The following is a 21,053-nucleotide window of genomic DNA, read 5'->3' on the forward strand; positions in this document are numbered from 1 at the left end:
AGTTACGCCATGACGCTCACCGTTCCCCGCGCCGCGGCCGGGGCCCGCCGGCCCGGCCCGAGTGCCGTACCGCGCCGCGGCCGGACCGCCGCGGCGCTGCGCCTGCTGGTCCTCGCCGCCGCGCTGCTCGGCGTGCTGCTGGGCGGCGCCGCGCCGGCGTCCGCGCACGCCGCGCTGACGGACAGCTCGCCGGCGCAGGGAGCGGTGCTGCAGAAGGCGCCCCCGCAGGTCACGCTGTCCTTCTCCGAAGGCGTCTCGATGGGCGACGACTCCATCCGGGTGCTGGACCCCAAGGGCAAGCGCGTCGATCGCGGCAAGCTCCTCGATCTGTGCAGCGGCAACACCGTCAAGTACGGCACGGGGCTGCCGCCCGGCCTCCCCGACGGCACGTACACGGTGGCCTGGCAGGCCGTGTCGGCCGACAGCCACCCGGTCTCCGGCGCCTTCACGTTCTCCGTGGGCGCCCCCTCGAAGTCCGCCGCCGTGGTGCCCCAGAAGGAGGCCGGCGGCGGCCTGGTCGGCGCGCTGTACGGCATCGCGCGGTACGTGACGTATGCGGCGTTCGCGCTCCTCGTGGGCGGCGCGTGCTTCGTGCTGGCCTGCCGGCCCTCGGGGGCGCGCCACCGACCCGTCCAGCGGCTGGTGGTGTGGAGCTGGGCGACGCTCACCGTGGCCACCATCGTGCTGCTCCTGCTGCGCGCTCCGTACACCGGGTCCGGCGATCTCGCCGATGTCCTCGATCTCGGCGGGCTCAAGGAGGTGCTGACCACGAAGCCCGGCGGCGCGCTGGTCTCCAGGGTGCTGCTGCTCGCCGCGGCCGCGCTCTTCATGGCGGTGCTCTTCGGCGCGTACGCACGTGCCGACGAGGAGGGCGACACGAAGCGCCGCAAGGACCTCGCCTTCGGGCTGGGGGTCGGCGGCACGGTCGTGGCGGCGGGGCTCGCCGCGACCTGGGCGATGGCCGAGCACGCCTCGACCGGCCTGCAGACCGCGGTCGCGATGCCGGTGGACGTGGTGCATCTGCTGGCCGTGGCCGTGTGGCTCGGCGGGCTGACCGCCCTGCTGGTCTCCCTGTACCGGGGTCCGGCCATCGAGGGCACGGCCGTGCGCCGCTTCTCCCGTCTCGCCTTTGCCGCCGTACTGACCCTCGTCGTCACCGGCGTCTACCAGTCCTGGCGGCAGGTCGGCACGTGGCGGGCGCTCACGGACACCTCGTACGGGCAGCTGCTGCTGATCAAGGTCGGCCTGGTCGTGGTGCTCGTCGGGGTCGCGTGGGTGTCCCGGCGGTGGACGGGGCGGCTCGCCGAGCCGGCCGCGGCCGCCGTACCGGGCGACGAGGGCGGCACCGGTGCCGTCCCGGCCCAGGGCGGCTCTCCCGAGCCCGTAGCGGTGGCGTCGGCGGCCACGGAGCAGGCCACGGCGGCGGAGGCCGTCACGGAGGAAGCCGGGGCGGAGCAGGCCGGGGCGGAGGCGACCGCGGAAGCGACCGCCGCCGGGAAGGCCACCGCCGAGGACGCCGATCCCTCCCCCGAGCGCGCCGCGCAGCTCGCCCGGCAGCGGGCCGCCGTCGCCGACGCCCGGCGCAAGCGCGTCCGGGACGCCGACCCCGTGCGGTACGGGCTGCGCCGCTCCGTGCTCACCGAGGCCGGTATCGCCGTCGTGCTGCTGGCCGTGACCACCGTCCTCACCTCCACCGAGCCGGCCCGCACGGAGCAGGCCGTACGGGACTCGGGCCAGTTCGCCGAGGCCGCCCGGCCGGTCTCCGTGAACGTGCCCTTCGACACGCTGGGCCCCAAGGGCAAGGGCACCGCGCGGCTCGACCTGGACCCGGCGCGCACCGGCCAGGCCAACGTCCTGCACCTGCGGATCTCCGGCCCCGACGGTGCCGCGCGCGACGTCCCCGAAGTGCGCGTCTCCTTCACCTCGAAGGCCAAGAACCTCGGACCGCTCCCGGCCACGCTCGAACACACCGGTACCGGACACTGGACGGCGCGGGGCGTGCAGCTGCCGGCGACCGGCACCTGGCAGCTCTCCCTTGTAGTCCGCACCTCCGACATCGATCAGGTGACCGAGACCAGGAACGTGAAGATCAACTGATGACCGAGAACTCCACCAAGACGGCCGGGGCGGCCGAGGCCGCCGGTGATTCCGCCGCGTCCGGCGCGGACGCCGGCGCGCTCTCCCGCCGCCGCCTCCTCGGCACGGTCGGCGCCGCCGGGGCCGCCGGGCTCGTCGTCGGCGGCGCGGGCGGCGCGTTCGGCACCCTGGCGGCCCAGGACGACGCGCCGAAGCTCAGCACGCTGGGCGCGTCCGAGGTCGCGTTCCGCGCCGACCGCCGTACGCCGCAGGCGGGCATCACCACCCCGATGCAGGCCCGCTGCCATCTGGTCGCGTTCGACCTGGCCCCGAGTGCGGGGCGCAAGGCGGCCGCCGGCCTGATGCGCCGCTGGTCCGCGCTGGCCGAGAAGTTGATGGCCGGCGAGGTGCCCGACGACGACAGCGGCGTGGCGCTGGACGCGGGACCGGCCTCCCTCACCGTCACCTTCGGTTTCGGCCACAGTTTCTTCGGCCGTACGGCGCTGACCGCGCGGCGCCCGATGCAGCTCGAACCGCTGCCCCCGTTCTCGGCCGACGCGCTGGACCCGAAGCGCAGCAACGGCGACCTGTGGATCCAGATCGGCGCCGACGACGCGCTGGTCGCCTTCCATGCGCTGCGCGCGCTGCAGAAGGAGGCCGGGGACACCGCGCGGCTGCGCTGGCAGATGAACGGCTTCAACCGCAGCCCCGGGGCCACCGCGCAGCCGATGACCACCCGCAACCTGATGGGCCAGGTCGACGGCACGAACAACCCCAAGCAGTCCGACGAGGACTTCGAGGAGCGCGTCTTCGTGGGGCGCGACGCGGACCAGCAGTGGATGCGCGGCGGCTCGTACGTGGTGCTGCGCCGCATCCGGATGCTGCTGGACTCGTGGGAGAAGAAGTCGCGGTCCGAGCAGGAGCGGGTGATCGGCCGCCGCAAGGCCGACGGCGCCCCGCTGTCCGGCGGCGACGAGCACACCCCGATGGACCTGAACAAGACCGGCCGGGACGGCTCCCCGGTGATCCCGGCGGACGCGCACGCCCGTATCGCGGCGCCCGAGTCCAACCAGGGCGCAGCGATGCTGCGCCGCCCGTTCTCGTACCACGACGGCTTCCGCGACGACGGCGCCCCGGACGCCGGGCTGCTCTTCATGGCCTGGCAGGCCGACCCGCTCCGGGCCTTCACCCAGATCCAGCGGAAGCTGGACCGCGGGGACGCGCTCTCGCCGTTCCTCCGGCACGAGGCGAGCGGGCTGTACGCGGTCCCGGCGGTCGAGCCGTCGGGGTACGTCGGCCAGCCGCTGCTGGAGGGCTGAGCGGCCGCCTGCCGGGCCGCGGTGCCGCTCCGGGCGGTGCGGGGCGGCCGGCGACGGCGGGCGGGTGTCGGCGGCGCCTGACGGCCTCCGGCGGGCGAGTACGGTAAGGGACCCGGGACAGAAGCGAGCCCCGGAGAAGGAGTGAACGGATGTCGGCCAGCCGCTACACGTATCTCGGGCCCGCGGGCACCTTCACCGAGGCAGCCCTGCGCACCCTGCCCGAGGCGGCGACGCGCGAGCTGGTGCCGATGGTGTCCGTGCCCGCCGCGCTGGACGCGGTCCGCGCGGGCGAGGCGGCCGGCGCGCTGGTGCCGATCGAGAACTCCGTGGAGGGCGGCATCACCACCACCCTCGACGAACTGGCCGCCGGCGGGCACCTGATGATCTACCGCGAGGTGCTGCTGCCGATCGCCTTCGCGCTGCTGGCCCGCCCCGGTACCGAGCTGTCCGGCGTGAAGACCGTGACCGGGCACCCCGCGGCCCAGGCGCAGGTGCGCAAGTGGCTCGGCGAGCACCTGCCGGAGTCGGTGTGGGAGTCGGCGGCGTCCAATGCGGACGGCGCGCGGCTGGTACAGGAGGGCCGGTACGACGCGGCGTTCGCGGGCGAGTTCGCGGCCGCCACGTACGGGCTGACGCCGCTGGTCACCGACATTCACGACGCGCAGAACGCGGCGACCCGGTTCGTCCTGGTCGGCCGGCCCGCGCGGCCCGCTGCCCGTACGGGCGCCGACAAGACCTCCGTGGTGCTGTGGCTGCGCGAGAACCACCCCGGTGCGCTGCTGGAGCTGCTGCAGGAGTTCGCCGGCCGCGGGGTCAGCATGATGCGCATCGAGTCCCGGCCGACCGGTGACGGCATCGGCCAGTACTGCTTCTCCGTGGACTGCGAGGGGCACCTCACCGACCGGCGGGTGGGCGAGGTGCTGATGGGACTGAAGCGGATCTGCCGGGACGTGCGGTTCCTCGGCTCCTACCCGCGTGCGGACGAGGTCGTGGCCGAGGTCCGTGCCGAGACCACCGACGACGCCTTCATGGAGGCGTCGGACTGGCTGACCCGCTGCCTGGACGGGCGGGCCTGACCGGGCCCCTCTCAGTTGTCCCCAGGTTGCCCACAGGACTGTCCACAGAGTTATCCACAGGGCCCGTTCTCGACCTGGGGACAAGTCGATTCCCGCGCGTCGCACAGTCGACAAATCGCCCTACCGACCCCACACCCGTCCACAGGCGGTCACAGCCGCCCAGCGGGGGGGCTCGTCAGCATAATTCCCAGGAACAATCCTTTAGAGCGAGCAAATCCCACACGAAAGAGTACCGGAAGTGGGTTTCGGCAAGGATTTCTTCGCCCGGGATTCAGGAAACCGACTCCCCCTTTCTGACTTCCACAGCAACCACACACAGCCTGTGGATAACTTTTCCGGAGTACCCCGAAGCTGTGGACAAGTGGCTGTGCACAGCCCGCCAACTCCCCGCTCACGCAGGCCCGGACGCCCCGGCGGAATGCCTGGCCGAAGCGTCGCGGCAACCTCCGGACCACTCCGGCGCCACTCTTCCGACAACCGCCCCGGAGGCGCACGGACGACTCCGGCGGGGAATTCCTTCCCGCAATTCCCCGCCTTCTCAGAACACCACAAAAACAACTCCAAACCGGACAAATTGCCTCGACGGCGAATATCGCGTCGAGCGCCCCGCCCGGGCCCCGGTAGCCTGGTGGGGTGATTGACCTTCGCCTGCTCCGTGAGGACCCCGACCGTGTGCGCGCGTCCCAGCGCGCCCGTGGAGAGGACGTCGCGCTCGTCGACGCGCTGCTCTCCGCCGACGAGCGGCGCAGGACCTCCAGCGTCCGCTTCGACGAGCTGCGTGCCGAGCAGAAGTCGCTCGGCAAGCTCATCCCCAAGGCCTCCGGCGACGAGAAGGCCGAGCTGCTGAAGAAGGCCGGCGAGTTGTCCGCCGCCGTCAAGGCCGCCGACGCCGAGCAGGACCAGGCCAAGGAGGAGACCCAGTCCCTCCTGCTGAAGCTGGGCAACCTCGTCCACCCCGACGTGCCCGTCGGCGGCGAGGAGGACTTCACGGTCCTGGAGACGCACGGCACGATCCGCGACTTCGGTGCCGAGGGCTTCGAACCCAAGGACCACCTGGAGATCGGCCAGGCGCTGGCCGCGATCGACGTCGAGCGCGGCGCCAAGGTCTCCGGCTCGCGCTTCTACTACCTGACCGGCATCGGCGCGCTCCTGGAGCTCGCGCTGGTCAACGCCGCGATCGCGCAGGCCACCGAGGCCGGCTTCACGCCGATGCTGACCCCGGCCCTGGTACGTCCGCACGCCATGGAGGGCACGGGCTTCCTCGGCCAGGCCGCGGAGAACGTGTACCACCTGGAGAAGGACGACTACTACCTCGTCGGCACCTCCGAGGTCCCGCTCGCCGCGTACCACATGGACGAGATCGTCGACGCGGACAAGCTGCCGCTGCGCTACGCCGGCTTCTCGCCGTGCTTCCGCCGCGAGGCCGGTACGTACGGCAAGGACACCCGCGGCATCTTCCGCGTGCACCAGTTCGACAAGGTCGAGATGTTCTCGTACGTCGCGCCCGAGGACGCGGAGAACGAGCACAAGCGCCTCCTGGAGTGGGAGAAGCAGTGGCTGAACGGCCTGGAGCTGCCCTTCCAGGTGATCGACGTCGCCACGGGTGACCTGGGCGCCTCCGCCTCGCGCAAGTTCGACTGCGAGGCCTGGATCCCGACCCAGGGCAAGTACCGCGAGCTGACCTCCGCGTCGAACTGCGACGAGTTCCAGGCGCGCCGGCTCTCTGTCCGGATGCGCGACGGCAAGAAGGTGCAGCCGCTGGCGACGCTGAACGGCACCCTGTGCGCCGTGCCGCGCACCATCGTGGCGCTCTTCGAGAACCACCAGCTGGCGGACGGCTCCGTGCGCGTCCCCGAGATGCTGCGTCCGTACCTGGGCGGCCGGGAAGTCCTGGAGCCCGTCGCCAAGTGACCTCGCCCGCCGCCTCCGCCTTCCCGTACACGCTCGTCGCGACGGATCTCGACGGCACGCTGCTGCGTCCCGACGACACCGTCTCGGAGCGCACCCGTGAGGCACTCGCCGCGGTCACCGCGGCGGGTGCCGCGCACATCGTCGTCACCGGCCGCGCGGTGCCCTGGACCCGGCACATACTCGATGACCTGGGCTACAACGGCCTCGCGGTCTGCGGGCAGGGCGCGCAGGTCTACCACGCGGGCGAGCACCGGCTGCTGACGTCGGTGACGCTGGACCGGCAGCTGGCCGGCCTGGCGATCGCCAAGGTCGAGGCCGAGGTGGGCCCGCTGTACCTGGCGGCGAGCCAGGACGGCCTGGACGGCTCCGTCGTGGTCGGCCCGGGCTACCGCGTCCAGGAGGGCCCGCTGGCGAACGTCCTGGTCGACGACGCCGCCGACCTGTGGACCGACCCGATCAACAAGGTCTACATCCAGCACCCGGAGCTCTCGGACGACGCGCTGGCCGCGGCCGCCCGGGAGGTGGCCGGCGACCTGGTCGGCGTCACCATGGCCGGGCCCGGCATCGTCGAGCTGCTGCCCCTCGGGCTGAGCAAGGCCACCGGCCTCTCGCTCGCGGCCCGCAGGCTGGGCGTCAAGGCCGCCGGCACCATCGCCTTCGGTGACATGCCGAACGACATCCCGATGTTCGGCTGGGCCGCGCACGGTGTGGCCATGGCCAACGCGCACGACGAACTGAAGGCCGTCGCCGACGAGATCACCACCTCGAACGCGGACGACGGCATCGCGGCGGTGCTGGAGCGCTTCCTCACCGTCTGACCGTTCGCCCTCACCGTTCGACGCTCACAGTCTGACCGAAGGGCGGCCGAGCCCGCAGTTTTCCACACCCCCTGTGGATAACTGCCGCGCGAGGTCAGTTGTAGGATGACTGGGCAACCGGGTGAATACGTGCGAGAGGGCGAGGAGCGGGCATGACGTTGCAGGCCGCCGGGCGGCAGTCGCTGGTGGACACCGTCGTCGACGCGCTACGGGCGCAGCTGAGCGCCGGCGAGTGGCGGATCGGCGACCGGATCCCCACCGAGCACGCGCTCGCCGAGCAGCTCCAGGTGGGCCGGAACACCGTCCGCGAGGCCGTACGGGTGCTGGTGCACGCCGGGATGCTCCGCTCCCGCCAGGGCGAGGGCACGTTCGTGGTCTCCGCCGCCGATCCCGCCGCGATCATGCGCGGCGTACAGAGGTCGGGCGTGCGTGACGTCCTCGAAGTGCGCATCGCGCTGGAGACGGAGGCCGCCCGGCTGGCGGCCCTGCGGCACGAGCCGGCTGACCTGGAGCGGATGCGGGCCGCGCTGGACGCACAGCGCGCCCTGGAGGACGCCGGGGGCCGCCTCGCGGCCGGCAGCCTGGAGCGCTACGCGGACCACGACATCGCGTTCCACCAGGCCGTCGTGGGCGCCGCGCACAACGCGGCACTGAGCGCCACGTACGAGTGGTTCAGCAGCTCTGTGCGCGAGGCGCTGGTCTCGGGGCTCGGCGACCGGGAGATGCCCCAGCTGCTGCACGGCGACCACCACGCCGTCCTGGAGGCGATCGCCTCGGGCGACCCGGACGCCGCCGAGGCGGCCGCCCGCACGCTGCTGGACCGGCCGAAACGCGCGGTGGAGGCGCTGCTCGCCGAACGGTGAGCCACGCCGCGGCCGTACCGGCAGCCGGCGGCCCGTAGGCCCGTACAGGCCCGTACGGCGTCCCTGCGGCCGTAGGAGCCCCGACGGCCGCCGTCCTTCCGGCCGCGCCGAGCACCGGACCCATCCCCACGACAGGAGAGTCACCCGACCATGCCCGGGACCCGACACGATGCCCCGCCGACCGCCGGTACGCCGTCGCACGACGGCACGCCGCTGATCGACGCCGAGGAGGACCTGACGCCGGCGCCGCCGCTCGCCACGGCCCGCCGCCGGCTGCGGACGCACCCCGCCCTGCTGCTCCTCGGGATCATCCTCGCGTCCCTCAACATGCGGGCCGCGCTCGCCGGGGTGTCGCCGCTGCTCGGCGAGATCGGCGACCACTTCGGGCTGAACGCCACCGCCAGCAGCCTGGTCACCGTGATCCCGCTGGTCTTCATGGGCCTCGGCTCCTACGTGGCGCCGAAGCTGGCCGGGCGCTGGGGCACCGAGACCGTGCTGTTCGGCGCGCTGCTCCTGCTGTGCGCCGGCATCGTCGTCCGCGTCGCGCCGCCGCTGGTGGCGCTCTTCGTGGGCTGCGCGCTGGTCGGCGGGTCCATAGCCCTGCTCAACGTCCTGATGCCCGGGCTGATCAAGCGCGACTTCCCCGACCGGGCCGCGCCCATGACCGCGCTGTACTCGACGGCGATGATCCTCGGCGCGACCGTCTCCGCCGCCACCTCCGTGCCGCTGGAGAACGCGCTCGGCGGCTGGCAGGGCTCGCTGGTCGCGTGGGGGCTGCTGGCCGCGATCGCCGCCTGCGTCTGGCTCCCCCAGGTGGTCATCGCCCGGCGCGGCGCGCGGCACGGGGTGGCCGCTGCCACCCCGAAGCACACCGTCGAGACCGGCCCGAAGCTCGGCCGTTCGCCGCTGGCCTGGCAGGTCACGCTCTTCATGGGGTCGCAGTCGCTGATCGCCTACGTGGCCATCGCCTGGCTGCCGACGGTCTTCACCGACCACGGGATGGACAAGGCACAGGCCGGGCTGGTCTTCGCGTTCAGCACGCTGGTGCAGATGGCCGGCTCCTTCGTGGTGCCCGTACTGGCCGGCCGGATGCGGCGGCAGCGGCTCCTTGCGGCCTGTGTCGCCCTGCTGATGGCGCTCGCCTGCGGCGGCCTGCTCGTCGCCCCGGTGGCCGGGGCGTGGGTGTGGGCCGCGCTCCTCGGGGTCGGTCAGGGCGGTGCACTGGGCCTCGCGCTGACCATGATGGTGCTGCGGGCCGGCGACCCGCACACCGCCGCGCGGCTGTCGGGCATGGCCCAGACCTGGGGCTATCTGCTGGCCGCCGTCGGCCCGTTGGCGCTGGGCGCGGTGCACCAGGTGACGGACGGCTGGACGCTGCCCATCGTGCTGCTGCTCGTGGTCTGCGCCGGGCTGGTGCTGCTGGGGCTGGGGGCCGGCCGGGACCGCCGGATCGGCGCCTGACCTTCCTGGGGCAGCGCGGCGGTCTCCTTCCGGGGGCCGCCGCGTTCCTGTTGGAGCGCGCGCAGCGTCGCTTCGTGGACGGCGCGTGCCAGCCGCGCGCCCCAGAGGGAGCGCGGCCCGGCGAACTCCTCCAGGGGCTCGCCCGGCCGCGGTACCCGTGCGGCGACGCACACCGCGTCCGTAGGCGTGCCCGAGGCGTCCGTCCCGTGGTCGAGCAGCGCCTGCACCTTCGCCTCCGTAGCCGTCATCACGGAGTTGACCAGAGCGGCGTCCCCCAAGGCCACGGGCAGCGCCACGAGGATGTTGATCGTGCCGGGGCGGTACGGGGAGCCCGGCGCGCCCCGCACCGGGTCCTCCGTCGCGGCCCACCCGCGCACGCCGGTGCCCGCCGTGACAAGCGCCTGTGCGCCCCCGTCGTACGCCGACGCGCGGGTGGACAGGATGTCCGCGGCCGTCATCATGCCGACGCCAGGCCCTGTCGCCCCGGCCGCCGCGGCGATCTCCGCGAGGTGCGCCTGCGGGTCACGGCGCGTATAACCGTGCGCGACCTGCGCGTTGAGCACCCAGGAACGCTCGCCGATGCCGCCGCCGAGCACCGCACTGGAGATCATCCGGTGCCCCGGGCCCGGCCGCCACAGGAGCGCGGGCAGGTCCTGGCCGTCGGTGGTGTCGCGGTGCCGAAAGGTGCGCACCGGGAGCGGCGGTATGTGCGTGGTCACTCACGCACCCTATGGTCTGCCCTACCTTGCCCTCATGAGCGATGTGCACGATACGCAGCACTCCGGTGGCCGGCGCCGCGCACGCATCACCCGGCGGGGACGGCTCCTCCTGACCGCGGGCGCCGCCGTCCTCGTCGTCGGCGTCGTGCTCCTGCTGGTCCTCCTGCCGGGCGACGAGCAGGGCGCACGGGCCGAGAAGCTGACCCTCCCCGAGGGCCGGCGGGCCTCCCAGGCGTACGCCGCCATCGACAAGGCGCTCCGTGTCGCCCCGGGGACCACCCGGAAGGCGGCCAAGAGGGCCGCCGAGGCCCGGAATCCGGCCAAACGGCTGCGGCTGCCGTCCGAGGCGAAGGGCAACCCCGAGGGGTATCTCTACCCGGCCACGTATCCGGTCGACGAGGACACCACCCCGAAGAGCCTGCTGTCCTTCATGGTGAACACCGCGCGCCAGAAGTACGCGGCGGACGGCCTGCCCCCGACGGCCCGCCCCGGCGGCCTGAGCGCGTACGAGACGGTCGTGGCGGCCTCCGTCGTGCAGGCCGAGGCGGACACCCCGCACGACATGGGCAAGGTCGCACGGGTCATCCGCAACCGGCTCGACCAGGGGATGCCGCTCCAGATGGACTCCACCCTGAACTACGGCCTGGGCCGCTCCACCCTCAACACCAGCCACGCGGACACCCGTACGAACAGCCCGTACAACACCTACCGGCACAAGGGGCTGCCGCCGACGCCGATCGGCAATCCGGGGCAGGACGCGACGCGGGCCGCGATCTCGCCCCCGAAGGGCGACTGGCTGTACTTCGTCACCGTCCGCCCCGGAGACACCCGCTTCACCGCCGACTACGAGGAACACCGCAAGAACGTACGGGAGTTCAACGAGGCCCAGAAGAGCAGCGGATAGGCGGTGCTGCCCCTGAGGGGCAGCGGGTGCTACTCCTCGCCCGCCAGCGTCAGCGACTTGAGGCGGCGGGCCGCGTACCAGGTCGCCGCGGCGGTGACCACGATGAGCAGCACGACGGCGGGCACGAGGCCCACGTCCGAGGTGATCGCGCCGTCGGCGCCCACCTTCTGGGCCAGCGCGAGTGCCCACTGCTGAACGCTCAGGGTGCGTGCCCCGGGGACGAGGTTGCCGAAGACCGCTTCCCAGACCAGCGCGTAGACCAGGCCGATGACGACGGCGTGCCGGGAGACCGTGCCGAGGAACAGGAAGAGGGCACTGTAGGCGACGGAGGCGACCGCGGCGGCGAGCGCGTAGGCGACCGCGATCTGCTGGCTGTTGCCGTTCAGCACGAAGCCGGCGATCAGTACGGGGACGGCGGAGAAGGCGACCGTCACGCCGATCGCGACGAGCAGCTTGGTGACGATGACCGTCGACCGCCGTACGGGCTTGGCCAGCAGGTACACCACCGAGCCGTCGTCGATCTCCGGGCCGATCGCGCCGGTGCCGGCGATCACGCCGACCAGCGGCACCATCGTGGCCAGCGCGAAGCCGCTCAGGAGGGTGTTGGCGGTGGCGTCGTCGGCGCCGGTCAGAGTCCGTACCGCGATGGCGATGACGAGCAGCATGACGGGCAGCGCGATGAGGATGGCGGCGCGCCGGCGGCCGAGCAGCGCCCGGTAGGTCAGCCGGGCGACAGTGGGGTGGAAGAGCGATGACATCGCGTCAGGGCTCCTTTCAGGTCGTATGCGACCGCTTCGGTACGGCTTCAGGCCGCTACGAGATAGGAGAAGACCGATTCCAGCGACTCGTCCGACGGTGAGACGGCGAGGAGCCGGATGCCGTGATCGCGGGCGACGCGCGGCAGCAGGGTGGTGAAGCGGCCGAAGTCGACGGCCTGGATGCGCAGCGCGCCCTCCTCGAGGTCGACCTCGATGCCGGACGTGGAGGGGTCGGCGATCAGCGCGGCGGCCAGCGCCCGGTCGTCGTCGGACCGTACGAGGTAGCGGTGCGGCCGGTCCGTCATCAGGCGCCGGATGCGGCGGAAGTCGCCGGAGGCGGCGTGCCGTCCGGCCACGATGACCTCGATGTGGGACGCGAGCTGCTCGACCTCTTCGAGGATGTGCGAGGAGAACAGCACGGTGCGGCCCTCCTCGCCCATCTGCCGCAGCAGTTCCATGAGCTGCATCCGCTGGCGCGGGTCCATGCCGTTGAACGGCTCGTCGAGCAGCAGCACCGACGGGTCGTGCACGAGCGCGGACGCCATCTTCACGCGCTGCCGCATGCCCTTGCTGTACGTGGAGACGCGCCGGTCCTGGGCGTGCTCCATGTCGACGGTGGCCAGCGCGCGGGCCGCCTCCTTGCGGCCCAGGCCGTGCAGTTCGGCGTTGGCGAGCACGAACTCGCGCCCGGTGAGGAAGTCGTACATCGCCTCGCGCTCCGGCACGATGCCGATGTCGCGGTAGATGGCCTCGTTCCGCCAGGTAGGGCGGCCGTCGAGGGTGACGCTGCCGCCGGAGGGCGCCAGGAAGCCGCCCATCATGTTGAGGAGGGTGGACTTGCCGGCGCCGTTCGGGCCGAGCAGTCCGGTCACTCCGGGGCCGATGGTCATCGTGATGTCGTTCACGGCCACCACGTTCCCGAACCAGCGGGAGACGTTGCGCATGTCGATCGTGGTCACAGTCCGGCCTTCCGGTAGCGGCGCATCAGGAGGGCGAGCGAGCCGGCGATGAGGCCCAGCACGACGAGGAGGTGGACGGAACCGGCGGCGGTGGACAGGCCGATCCCTTCGGGTGCCGCGCTGGACGCGCCGAGGAAGGTGCTCTGCACGCCGTCGATCAGCGTGATCGGGGAGAACAACCCCAGCCAGCCGACGATGTCGGTGTTGCCCTGGACGATGGCGACGCCCCGGACGGCGGTGACCGCGGCGTACGGGATGGTCAGGACGGCGATGACGGCGGCGACGCCGAAGCCGCGGCGCGGCGTCAGCGCGGCGATGACCAGGCCGATCGCGGCGTACAGCAGCGAGAGCAGCGCCACCGACACCAGTGCCTGCCCGAAGTGCTCGGTCTGGTCGGCGAAGTCGAGCTTCGCCAGCAGCGCGCCGACGTACAGGATCAGCAGCGGCAGGGCCGTGAGGAGGAACAGCGCGCAGCTCATCGCCGCGTACTTGGCCGCCACGTAGTCGGCCCGTTCGATCGGCCGTGAGAAGTACAGCGGCACGGTCTTGAAGCGCAGGTCGCGGGAGACGGACTGGGGCGCCTGCGAGGCCAGGAAGAGGCCGATGACGGCCTGCAGGTAGATCGCGTACCGGGTGGGCTCCAGCGGGAGATCGTGCGCCTTGGTGAAGACGGTGACCGCCACGAGGATCGCGGCCGGTACGCACATCACGGCCAGCAGGATCATCGGCAGCACCTTCGTGCGCGCCGACCGGCCCAGCCCGTAGGCGCCGCGCAGGCTCTGCACGAAGAGCGAGCGGCGGGCGTACGCACGGCCCAGCCGGGCGCCGTCGTAGTGGCGGTAGCCGATGTCGTGGATCGAGGCGGCGGGGCCCGGGCCGCCCACGGGGGCGGTGGTGGACTCAGGCATCGGGGGCTCCTGCGGGGGCTGCTTCGTGGGCTGCGGGGCGCGTGTCCCTGGGGGCCGGGGCGGTGTCGCGGTCGTCGGCGCGGTCACGGAAGACCTCCGCGATGCGGTGCCGGCGCTGTTCCATACGGACCAGGCCGAGGCCCAGTTCGGCGACCGTGTCCCGGACCAGGTCGTACGTCTCCTCGCCGGTGGCCTCGACGTACAGCAGGCGGCCCGTGGCGGCCGGGTGCCCGTCGCCGGGGCCGGGCGCCGGGCCGGTCGCCGCGCCCGCGGCGGTCAGCGCCTCGCGCAGCGCGCGCAGCCCGTCCGGGTGCGCGTCGGAGTCGGTGACCTCGATGGCGAGCGAGGTGGTGGCCTGGGTGAACTCGTCCGTGGCCGAGGAGCGCAGCAGCTTGCCGCCGTCGATGACGACGACGTGGTCGCAGGTGCGCTCCAGTTCCCCGAGGAGGTGCGAGGTGACGAGCACGGAGATGCCGAAGTCGCGGTGGACGCGGCGGATCAGGCCGAGCATTTCGTCGCGGCCCGCCGGGTCCAGGCCGTTGGTGGGCTCGTCCAGGAAGACCAGCTGGGGGTCGTGGACGAGCGCCTGGGCGAGCTTCACCCGCTGCTTCATGCCGGTGGAGTAGCCGCCGATGGGGCGGTAGCGCTCTTCGTAGAGGCCGACGTGGCGCAGGGTGTCGGCGGTGCGTTCCCGGGCGGCGGTCGGCGGCAGCCCGGACATCCGCGCCATGTGGACGACGAACTCGGTCGCCGAGACGTCCGGCGGCAGGCAGTCGTGCTCGGGCATGTAGCCGACCCGCTCGCGGATGGCGCCGCCCTCGGTGGCCACATCCAGGCCGAGGACCGCGGCGGTGCCTTCGCTGGCGGGCGACAGGCCCAGCAGGATCTTGATCAGGGTGGACTTTCCGGCGCCGTTGGCACCCACCAGGCCGGTCACGCCGGGGGCGATGTCAACGGAGAGCCGGTCCAGGGCGGTCACCCGCGGGTACCGCTTGCTGAGGCTTTCGGTCGCGATCACAGTCACACGTCGACGGTAGTGTCGCCCGCCACACCGGGCGTCACCCCAGACGGCTGGATGTTTCTCCGACTCCAGGCGTAGCTCCCCGTAAGGGGTCGTGCGGGGAGCCGAGGCGCGCTCGGCCGGCAGCGGGCCGTGGTGGTCGTCCGTGGTCGGCGGGGAAGCTTTCCACAGGCCGGTGACGGACCCTTGACGCAGCCGCCGACCATTGTCACATTCATCAGTGTCAAGTTACGCGCACGTACCGCGACGGAACGGTTGGCGATGACCACAGCAGCGACCGCGAGCACAGCAGCGACCAGGAGCAGGCCCGGAGCCTCGGCGACGAGCGCGGACCTCCGGGGGTTCAGGGAGGTCCAGCGGCTGGCGTACGCCTGCGCCGAGGCGGTCGCCGCCCAGCTGAAGCCGGGAGTGACCGAGCGGGAGGCGGCCCGCATGCAGCGCCGCTGGCTGCGCGAGCGGGGCGTGACCGACTGGTTCCACCTGCCCTTCGCCTGGTTCGGCGACCGTACGGCCTTCGCGAACTTCCGCATCCCGCTGCAGTTCTTCCCCACCGACCGGGTGCTGGAGCCGGGAATGCCCTTCATCCTCGACATGGCCCCGGTGTACCGGGGCTACACCGCCGACATCGGATACTCCGGCTGCCTCGGCCTCAGCCCGCTGCACGACCGGCTGCTGGCCGACCTGGAGGCGCACCGCGAGCTGCTGCTGCGCGAGGTGCGCGAGCGCCGTTCGCTGCGCGAGATCTACGAGGACGTCGAACGGCTCATGGTCCGCCAGGGATACGCCAACCGGCACCGCGCCTATCCCTTCGGCGTGATCGCGCACAAGGTCGACCGGGTGCGTCAACGCCGCTGGTCACCCACGCTGTTCGGGTTCGGTACCCAGTCGCTCAAGGGGCTCGCGTCCGACGCGCTGCACGGCCACCGCGAGGGCTGGTCCCCGCTGTGGAGCCCGTACCGCTTCTCCGACCACCCGCCGCAGCCCGGTCTGTGGGCGGTCGAACCGCACCTCGGATTCCGGGGCGTGGGCGCGAAGTTCGAGGAGATCCTGGTCGTCACCGACTCCCGGGACCCCGAGGAGAGCGCCTTCTGGCTGGACGACGATCTGCCGCACGTGCGGCGCTGGCAGGAGGAGAAGGCGGCGTGAGCAAGGCAGTCGGCGAGAGCGGGGAGGCAAGCGTGAGCACGGCACTGGAAGGCGCGCGGGAGCGTCGGATCGCGACGGGCGGCGTGGAGCTGTGCGTCGCGGAGCTGGGCGATCCGGCCCGGCCCACGGTGATGCTGGTGCACGGCTATCCGGACAGCAAGGAGGTCTGGTCGCGGGTCGCGCCGCTGCTGGCGGAGCGCTTCCATGTGGTGCTGTACGACGTCCGCGGCTGCGGGCGGTCCACGGCGCCGCAGCCGCTGCGCGGCGGGTACACCCTGGAGAAGCTGACCGACGACTTCCTGGCGGTGGCCGACGCCGTCAGTCCGGACCGGCCCGTCCACTTGGTGGGGCACGACTGGGGCTCGGTGCAGTCCTGGGAGTTCGTGACGGTCCGGCGCACCCAGGGGCGGATCGCCTCCTTCACCTCGATGTCCGGCCCGTCCCTGGACCACTTCGGGCACTGGATCAAGAAGCGGATGGCCCGGCCCACCCCGCGCCGCGCGGCCCAGCTGCTCAACCAGGGCGCCAAGTCCTGGTACGTCTACATGCTGCACACCCCCGCGCTGCCCGAGCTGGCGTGGAAGGGACCGCTGGGGAAGCGCTGGCCGAAGATCCTGGAGCGCGTGGAGAAGGTCCCGGCCGGGGACTACCCCACCGCCTCGCTGCCCACCGACGCGGCGCACGGCGCCTGGCTGTACCGGGACAACGTCCGGGCCCGCCTGCGCCGCCCGCGGGCGGACGCGTACGCGCACTGCCCGGTCCAGCTGATCACCCCGACCGGTGACGCCTTCCTCTCGGAGCGGCTCTACGACGAGCTGGAGCAGTGGGTGCCGCAGCTGACCCGCCGCACGCTGCCCGCCAAGCACTGGGTGCCGCGCACCCGCCCGGACCAGCTGGCCGCCTGGATCGAGGAGTTCGTCACGGCCAAGGAGGAGGGCGATCCGGCCAAGGAGGTCGCCGCGCGCGGACGGTACGCGGACCGGTTCGGCGGCCGGCTGGTGCTGGTGACGGGCGCGGCGAGCGGCATCGGGCGGGCGACGGCGTTCGCGTTCGCCGAGGCCGGCGCGCGGGTGGTCGCGGTGGACCGGGACGCCGAGGGCGCGGCCCGTACGGCCGACATGGCCCGGCTGATCGGGGCCGGCGCCGCCTGGGCGGAGGTGGTGGACGTCGGCGACGAGGCCGCGATGGAGAAGCTCGCCGAGAAGGTCGCCGCCGAGTACGGCATCGTCGACGTCCTGGTGAACAACGCGGGCATCGGCCTGTCCGGCTCCTTCCTGGAGACCACCTCCGAGGACTGGAAGAAGGTCCTGGACGTGAACCTCTGGGGCGTCATCCACGGCTGCCGGATCTTCGGCCGGCAGATGGCCGAGCGCGGCCAGGGCGGCCACATCGTCAACACCGCCTCGGCCGCCGCCTATCAGCCCTCCAAGACCCTGCCGGCGTACAGCACCTCCAAGGCGGCGGTGCTGATGCTCAGCGAGTGCCTGCGCGCGGAGCTGGCCGGCCGGGGCATCGGGGTCAGCGCCATCTGCCCCGGCCTGGTCAACACCAGCATCACCTCGACCTCGCACGTCGCCGGGGTCTCGCCCGAGGAGGAGAAGCGCCGCCAGTCCAAGGCCGCCCGGCTGTACGGCATACGCAACTACCCGCCCGAGAAGGTCGCGGACGCCATCCTGCGTGCGGTGGTGCGCAATCAGGCGGTCGTGCCCGTCACCCCGGAGGCCCGTGGGTCGCGCGCCCTCTCCCGCTTCGCGCCGCGTGCCCTGCGCGCGCTGGCCAGGATCGAGCCGCTGTAGGGAGCGGGCGGGGCGGTCCGTGCGGGGCGTGAGCCGCGGGGTGGTGCGACTGGTGCCGGGCGTTGGTCGCGCCGGCGTGGGCGGCCGTACCATCCCTCGCAGGAACGGGCTCCGCGCAGGACGGCCCTGTACCTCGCCCGCTCCCCCGCGCCGCCCGGGCCGCCGGGGGAACGGGCCGGGCGGCGCGGGCCATCTCGTGAGGAGCACCGCAGTGACCGAGCAGCACCGCCCCGCGGCCGAGTACCGCATCGAGGAGCTGGCGCACCGGAGCGGCGCCACGGTCCGTACGATCCGCGCGTACCAGGACCGTGGGCTGCTGCCCAAGCCGGAGCGGCGGGGCCGGGCCAACGTCTACGGTGACGCGCACCTCGCCCGGCTGCGGCAGATCTCGGACCTGCTGGACCGCGGGTACACCCTGGCCAGCATCAAGGACCTGCTGGAGGCCTGGGACTCGGGGCGCGGGCTGAGCGGGGTGCTGGGGCTGGTCGCCGAGATCGACGGGCCCTGGACGGACGAGGAGACCGGCCGGATCACCCGCCAGGAGCTGGACGCGACCTTCGGCGGCACCCCGGACGAGGCGGCGGTGGCGGACGCGGTGGAGCTGGGGGTCCTGGAACCGGTGCCGGGCAGTGCGGAGGAGTTCCTGGTGCCCAGCCCGCAGGAGCTCGCGGTCGCGGCCGAACTGCACTCCGCGGGGGTGCCGCTGCCCGCCATCTCGGGGCACCTGCGGGAGCTGCGGGTACAGGTGGAGCACATAGCTTCCCGCTTCCTGGACTTCACCACCGAGCATGTCTTCCAGCAGTACTTCGACCATCCGCCGAGCGACGCCGAGGCGGAGGAGGCGGCGGGTCTCGTCCGCCGGCTGCGGCCGCTGGCCCAGCAGACGGTGGACGCCGAACTGGCCCGCGCCATGCGGTCGTTGGCGAGCCGCTACCTCCGTCACCACCTGCACAGCGAGCCTCCCGAGCGGACATCGGCCGAGCACGTCCCGCTGCCGGCCGCCACCGTGCAGTCCGTCCGTGACCTGGTCGGTCCGGCGGGTGTCGCGGCGTTCGTCGCCGCGGCCACCGAGCGCGAGGTGAGCGCCCGCCGGATGGACGCGCTGGTCGCGGACGCCGCCCCCGCTGCGCCCGATGTCGACAAGGACCGCGGCACGGGGCCCGCCCGGTGAGAACATCACCCCATGGACCGTCCGCATCTGCCCAGCACCGAAGCCGTCGTCGACGCCGTTCGTGAAGCCGCCCGTGCGTACGGCCGCGACATCGAGGTGACCCACGACATCGGGGCCGACCGCTCCGGCCGCCGGCTCTCCGCCGGTGCGTTCGCCGTCGCCGACCCGGACGGCTCGCTGCCGCACGAGGCGTACGTCGAACTGACCGATGGCCGACCGCGCATCACGATCGAGGTCTTCTCCGAGGACGACGCCACCGTCACCGTCGAGGGCATCCCCTTCCAGGACCTGCCCCGCGACTCCGTCCCGGCCTTTCTGCACGCGGTGCTGGGCGATCTCGCCCACGTCAAGGGCCGTTTCTTCCCGCCCGGCTGGTGGCTGGTGGTGCCGCTCCCCGGTGACGAGACGTACAAGGAGCTGATCACCGGGGTCGATCTGACGCCCTGGCTCAGCTCCCGCGTGCGGTCATGACGTCGAACGGCTCTTGATCGACAGGCACGACAGATGTTTCACGTGAAACAGGAGGTTTCCGCGAAACGGGACATCGTGTTTCACGTGAAACAAAGCAGCACACTTCGCGTCACAGCCCCGGCGCGCCCCACACCGGGAACCAGCGGCTCAGGTCCTTCTCGACGGTGAGATCGTCGGCGAGCAGGGACCGCATCTGAAGTTCTAGCGCGTTGTCCCGCTTCTCGCCGTCCCCGGGGAGGGGCGCGAAGGGGTAGAACGTGCCGCGTTTGTAGAGGTACACCAGCGCGAGCGAGCGGTCGCGCTCGTCCCGGAAGCCGATGAGCGAGCAGAGCAGCTGCGGGCCGAAGCCGGCCTCTTCGAGTGAGGTATTGACCGCGTGCAGGTCGTTGACCAGACCCGCGGTGTCCTCGGGGGCGTGCTGGGCGAGGAGCCAGGTGTACCCGTACTGGTCCTGGGTGTAGTCCACCGGCGGGCCGAGCAGCTGCCGCACATCGGCCTGGATGCGGGCGAACGCCCCGCCTTCGACGCTCGCGAAGCAGACCGAGCCCCGGCCCGTCGGCGTGAACCCCGTTGCCGCCTGCAGGGTGATCGCGGCGGAGGGCAGCGCGAAGAGCTGGTCGAGGTCCGGGCGTACCGGCTTGCTGCGGCCGAGGATCACATCCAGAAAACCCATCGAGTGGCTCCTAGGGCTGAGGGAGAGGCGGGCAGCCGAGGGTGCCGGCCCGGTTCACGGTCGGCCCAGCTGGGCGGAGAGGCGCCCGAGCTGGTCCAGGCGCTGTTCCAGCGTCGGGTGCGAGGACAGCAGCTGCACGGCGTTCTCCCTGGAGAACGCCGGGGCGAAGTAGAAGGCGTTGAACGGCTCGGCCCGGCGCAGGTCACGGGTGGGGATGCGAGCCATCTGCCCGGTGACCTTGGTGAGCGCGGCAGCCAGTGCGGACGGCCGTCCGGTGAGCAGCGCGGCGGCCCGGTCGGCGGACAGTTCGCGGTACCGGGACAGCAGCCGGGTGAGCAGGAAACTGATGACGTAGACCACCGCGCTGACGGCCGTGACGATCAGGATGGCGACGGCCGCATTGTTGTCCCGGTTGCTGCGTCCCACCCCGCTCCAGAGCGCCGCCCGGGTGATGACCCCGGCCAGCACTCCCAGGAACGAGGCGATGGTCATCACCGCCACGTCGCGGTGTGCCACGTGCGACAGCTCGTGCGCGAGCACCCCTTCCAGCTCTTCGGGCTCCAGCCGGCGCAGCAGTCCGGTGGTGGCGCAGATCAGGGAGTTCCGCTGGTTGCGTCCGGTGGCGAAGGCGTTCGGGATGTCACTGTCGGCGATGCAGACCTTGGGCTTGGGCATGTCGGCGAGCGCGCACAGCCGGTCGACGGCGCCGTGCAGCTCGGGCGCCTGCTCGGGGGTGACCTCGCGGGCGCCCATGCCGAACGCCGCGATGCGGTCGCTGAACCAGAACTGAGCGATGAAGAGGGCGCCCGTGATCACCAGCACGATCAGCCACGCGCCCTTGAGCAGCACCACCAGCGCGCCGACGACCACGACGTACAGCAGGCCGATGAAGAACATCGTCACGACCATGCGCGAGGTCAGCCCGCGGTCCGGGGCGAATCGGGTCTGAGCCATGGTGTCCTCCAGCCGGACGGCCCAGCCGACCGTCCGTACGACGACGCCT

The 21,053-nt window shown here is 72.5% G+C and carries 18 protein-coding genes and 1 pseudogene; 12 read left to right on the top strand and 7 right to left on the bottom strand.

From position 1 onward, the window contains the following. Positions 1-9: 9 nt before the first annotated feature. The 7 genes from ABZ840_RS04495 (at position 10) to ABZ840_RS04525 (ending at position 9,524) form a co-directional block, all read left to right on the top strand. Positions 10-2,097 carry a copper resistance protein CopC gene (locus ABZ840_RS04495; RefSeq protein ID WP_361553141.1) on the top strand — a complete coding sequence of 696 codons (2,088 nt, stop codon included), beginning with the start codon at positions 10-12 and terminating at the stop codon, positions 2,095-2,097. Then, positions 2,097-3,395: an iron uptake transporter deferrochelatase/peroxidase subunit gene (gene efeB / locus ABZ840_RS04500; RefSeq protein ID WP_361553144.1), complete on the top strand. Its 1,299-nt coding sequence runs from the start codon at positions 2,097-2,099 to the stop codon at positions 3,393-3,395. Before ABZ840_RS04495 ends, efeB begins: the two co-directional genes overlap by 1 nt. A 149-nt stretch (positions 3,396-3,544) precedes the next feature. Further along, the gene (pheA, locus tag ABZ840_RS04505) at positions 3,545-4,471 is read left to right on the top strand and encodes a prephenate dehydratase (protein ID WP_361553147.1); all 927 of its coding nucleotides are present in this window, start codon (positions 3,545-3,547) and stop codon (positions 4,469-4,471) included. Between the two features lie 633 nt (positions 4,472-5,104). Further along, positions 5,105-6,382, top strand: coding sequence for a serine--tRNA ligase (serS, locus tag ABZ840_RS04510; protein ID WP_361553150.1), 1,278 nt, complete (start codon positions 5,105-5,107; stop codon positions 6,380-6,382). Further along, the gene (locus tag ABZ840_RS04515; RefSeq protein WP_361553153.1) at positions 6,379-7,200 is read left to right on the top strand and encodes an HAD family hydrolase; all 822 of its coding nucleotides are present in this window, start codon (positions 6,379-6,381) and stop codon (positions 7,198-7,200) included. The genes serS and ABZ840_RS04515 overlap by 4 nt, the downstream gene beginning before the upstream one ends. Positions 7,201-7,352: 152 nt before the next feature. After that, complete coding sequence (locus tag ABZ840_RS04520) at positions 7,353-8,063, top strand: FadR/GntR family transcriptional regulator (protein WP_361553156.1); 711 nt, start codon at positions 7,353-7,355, stop codon at positions 8,061-8,063. Between the two features lie 150 nt (positions 8,064-8,213). Then, a complete protein-coding gene (locus ABZ840_RS04525; RefSeq protein ID WP_361553159.1) occupies positions 8,214-9,524 on the top strand; it encodes an MFS transporter in 1,311 nt (436 codons plus the stop codon). 68 nt (positions 9,525-9,592) lie between these two features. Here the strand turns inward: ABZ840_RS04525 and ABZ840_RS04530 are convergent. Then, positions 9,593-10,231 (bottom strand): annotated as a pseudogene (locus ABZ840_RS04530) (adenosylcobinamide amidohydrolase); the annotation flags it as partial. 46 nt (positions 10,232-10,277) lie between these two features. On the opposite strand from ABZ840_RS04530, the gene mltG reads away from it, so the two are divergent. After that, positions 10,278-11,147 (top strand): endolytic transglycosylase MltG, encoded by an 870-nt coding sequence (gene mltG, locus ABZ840_RS04535; RefSeq protein WP_361553161.1) that lies wholly within the window; start codon positions 10,278-10,280, stop codon positions 11,145-11,147. Positions 11,148-11,176: 29 nt separating this feature from the next. Here mltG and ABZ840_RS04540 read toward each other — a convergent pair whose 3' ends face one another. The 4 genes from ABZ840_RS04540 to ABZ840_RS04555 are packed head-to-tail and all read right to left on the bottom strand — an operon-like array spanning position 11,177 to position 14,796. Then, on the bottom strand, positions 11,177-11,905 hold the full coding sequence (locus ABZ840_RS04540) for an ABC transporter permease subunit (protein WP_361553163.1): 729 nt from the start codon (positions 11,903-11,905) through the stop codon (positions 11,177-11,179). A gap of 47 nt (positions 11,906-11,952) precedes the next feature. After that, positions 11,953-12,864 carry an ABC transporter ATP-binding protein gene (locus ABZ840_RS04545; protein ID WP_361553166.1) on the bottom strand — a complete coding sequence of 304 codons (912 nt, stop codon included), beginning with the start codon at positions 12,862-12,864 and terminating at the stop codon, positions 11,953-11,955. Next, a complete protein-coding gene (locus ABZ840_RS04550; protein WP_361553169.1) occupies positions 12,861-13,772 on the bottom strand; it encodes an ABC transporter permease subunit in 912 nt (303 codons plus the stop codon). The genes ABZ840_RS04545 and ABZ840_RS04550 overlap by 4 nt, the downstream gene beginning before the upstream one ends. Then, complete coding sequence (locus ABZ840_RS04555; protein ID WP_361553172.1) at positions 13,765-14,796, bottom strand: ABC transporter ATP-binding protein; 1,032 nt, start codon at positions 14,794-14,796, stop codon at positions 13,765-13,767. Before ABZ840_RS04555 ends, ABZ840_RS04550 begins: the two co-directional genes overlap by 8 nt. Positions 14,797-15,054: 258 nt before the next feature. Between ABZ840_RS04555 and ABZ840_RS04560 the strand changes: the two genes are divergently transcribed. The 4 genes from ABZ840_RS04560 to ABZ840_RS04575 all read left to right on the top strand — a co-directional run bounded on the left by ABZ840_RS04560 (position 15,055) and on the right by ABZ840_RS04575 (position 19,377). Then, positions 15,055-15,939: a M24 family metallopeptidase gene (locus tag ABZ840_RS04560; protein ID WP_361553175.1), complete on the top strand. Its 885-nt coding sequence runs from the start codon at positions 15,055-15,057 to the stop codon at positions 15,937-15,939. After that, the gene (locus tag ABZ840_RS04565; protein ID WP_361553177.1) at positions 15,936-17,735 is read left to right on the top strand and encodes an SDR family oxidoreductase; all 1,800 of its coding nucleotides are present in this window, start codon (positions 15,936-15,938) and stop codon (positions 17,733-17,735) included. Before ABZ840_RS04560 ends, ABZ840_RS04565 begins: the two co-directional genes overlap by 4 nt. Positions 17,736-17,946: 211 nt before the next feature. Next, positions 17,947-18,906, top strand: coding sequence for a MerR family transcriptional regulator (locus ABZ840_RS04570; RefSeq protein WP_361553180.1), 960 nt, complete (start codon positions 17,947-17,949; stop codon positions 18,904-18,906). A 12-nt stretch (positions 18,907-18,918) separates the two neighbouring features. After that, positions 18,919-19,377 carry a hypothetical protein gene (locus ABZ840_RS04575; protein ID WP_361553183.1) on the top strand — a complete coding sequence of 153 codons (459 nt, stop codon included), beginning with the start codon at positions 18,919-18,921 and terminating at the stop codon, positions 19,375-19,377. A 109-nt stretch (positions 19,378-19,486) separates the two neighbouring features. On the opposite strand, the gene ABZ840_RS04580 is transcribed toward ABZ840_RS04575, so the two are convergent. Further along, positions 19,487-20,050, bottom strand: a complete 564-nt coding sequence (locus ABZ840_RS04580; protein ID WP_361553186.1) for a hypothetical protein — start codon at positions 20,048-20,050, stop codon at positions 19,487-19,489. A gap of 54 nt (positions 20,051-20,104) precedes the next feature. Further along, entirely contained in the window at positions 20,105-21,004 is a 900-nt protein-coding gene (htpX, locus tag ABZ840_RS04585; RefSeq protein ID WP_361553189.1) for a zinc metalloprotease HtpX, read from the bottom strand. Positions 21,005-21,053 lie beyond the last annotated feature (49 nt).

It is taken from the genome of Streptomyces sp. NPDC047117, from assembly GCF_040643545.1.
Taxonomy (GTDB): Bacteria; Actinomycetota; Actinomycetes; order Streptomycetales; family Streptomycetaceae; genus Streptomyces.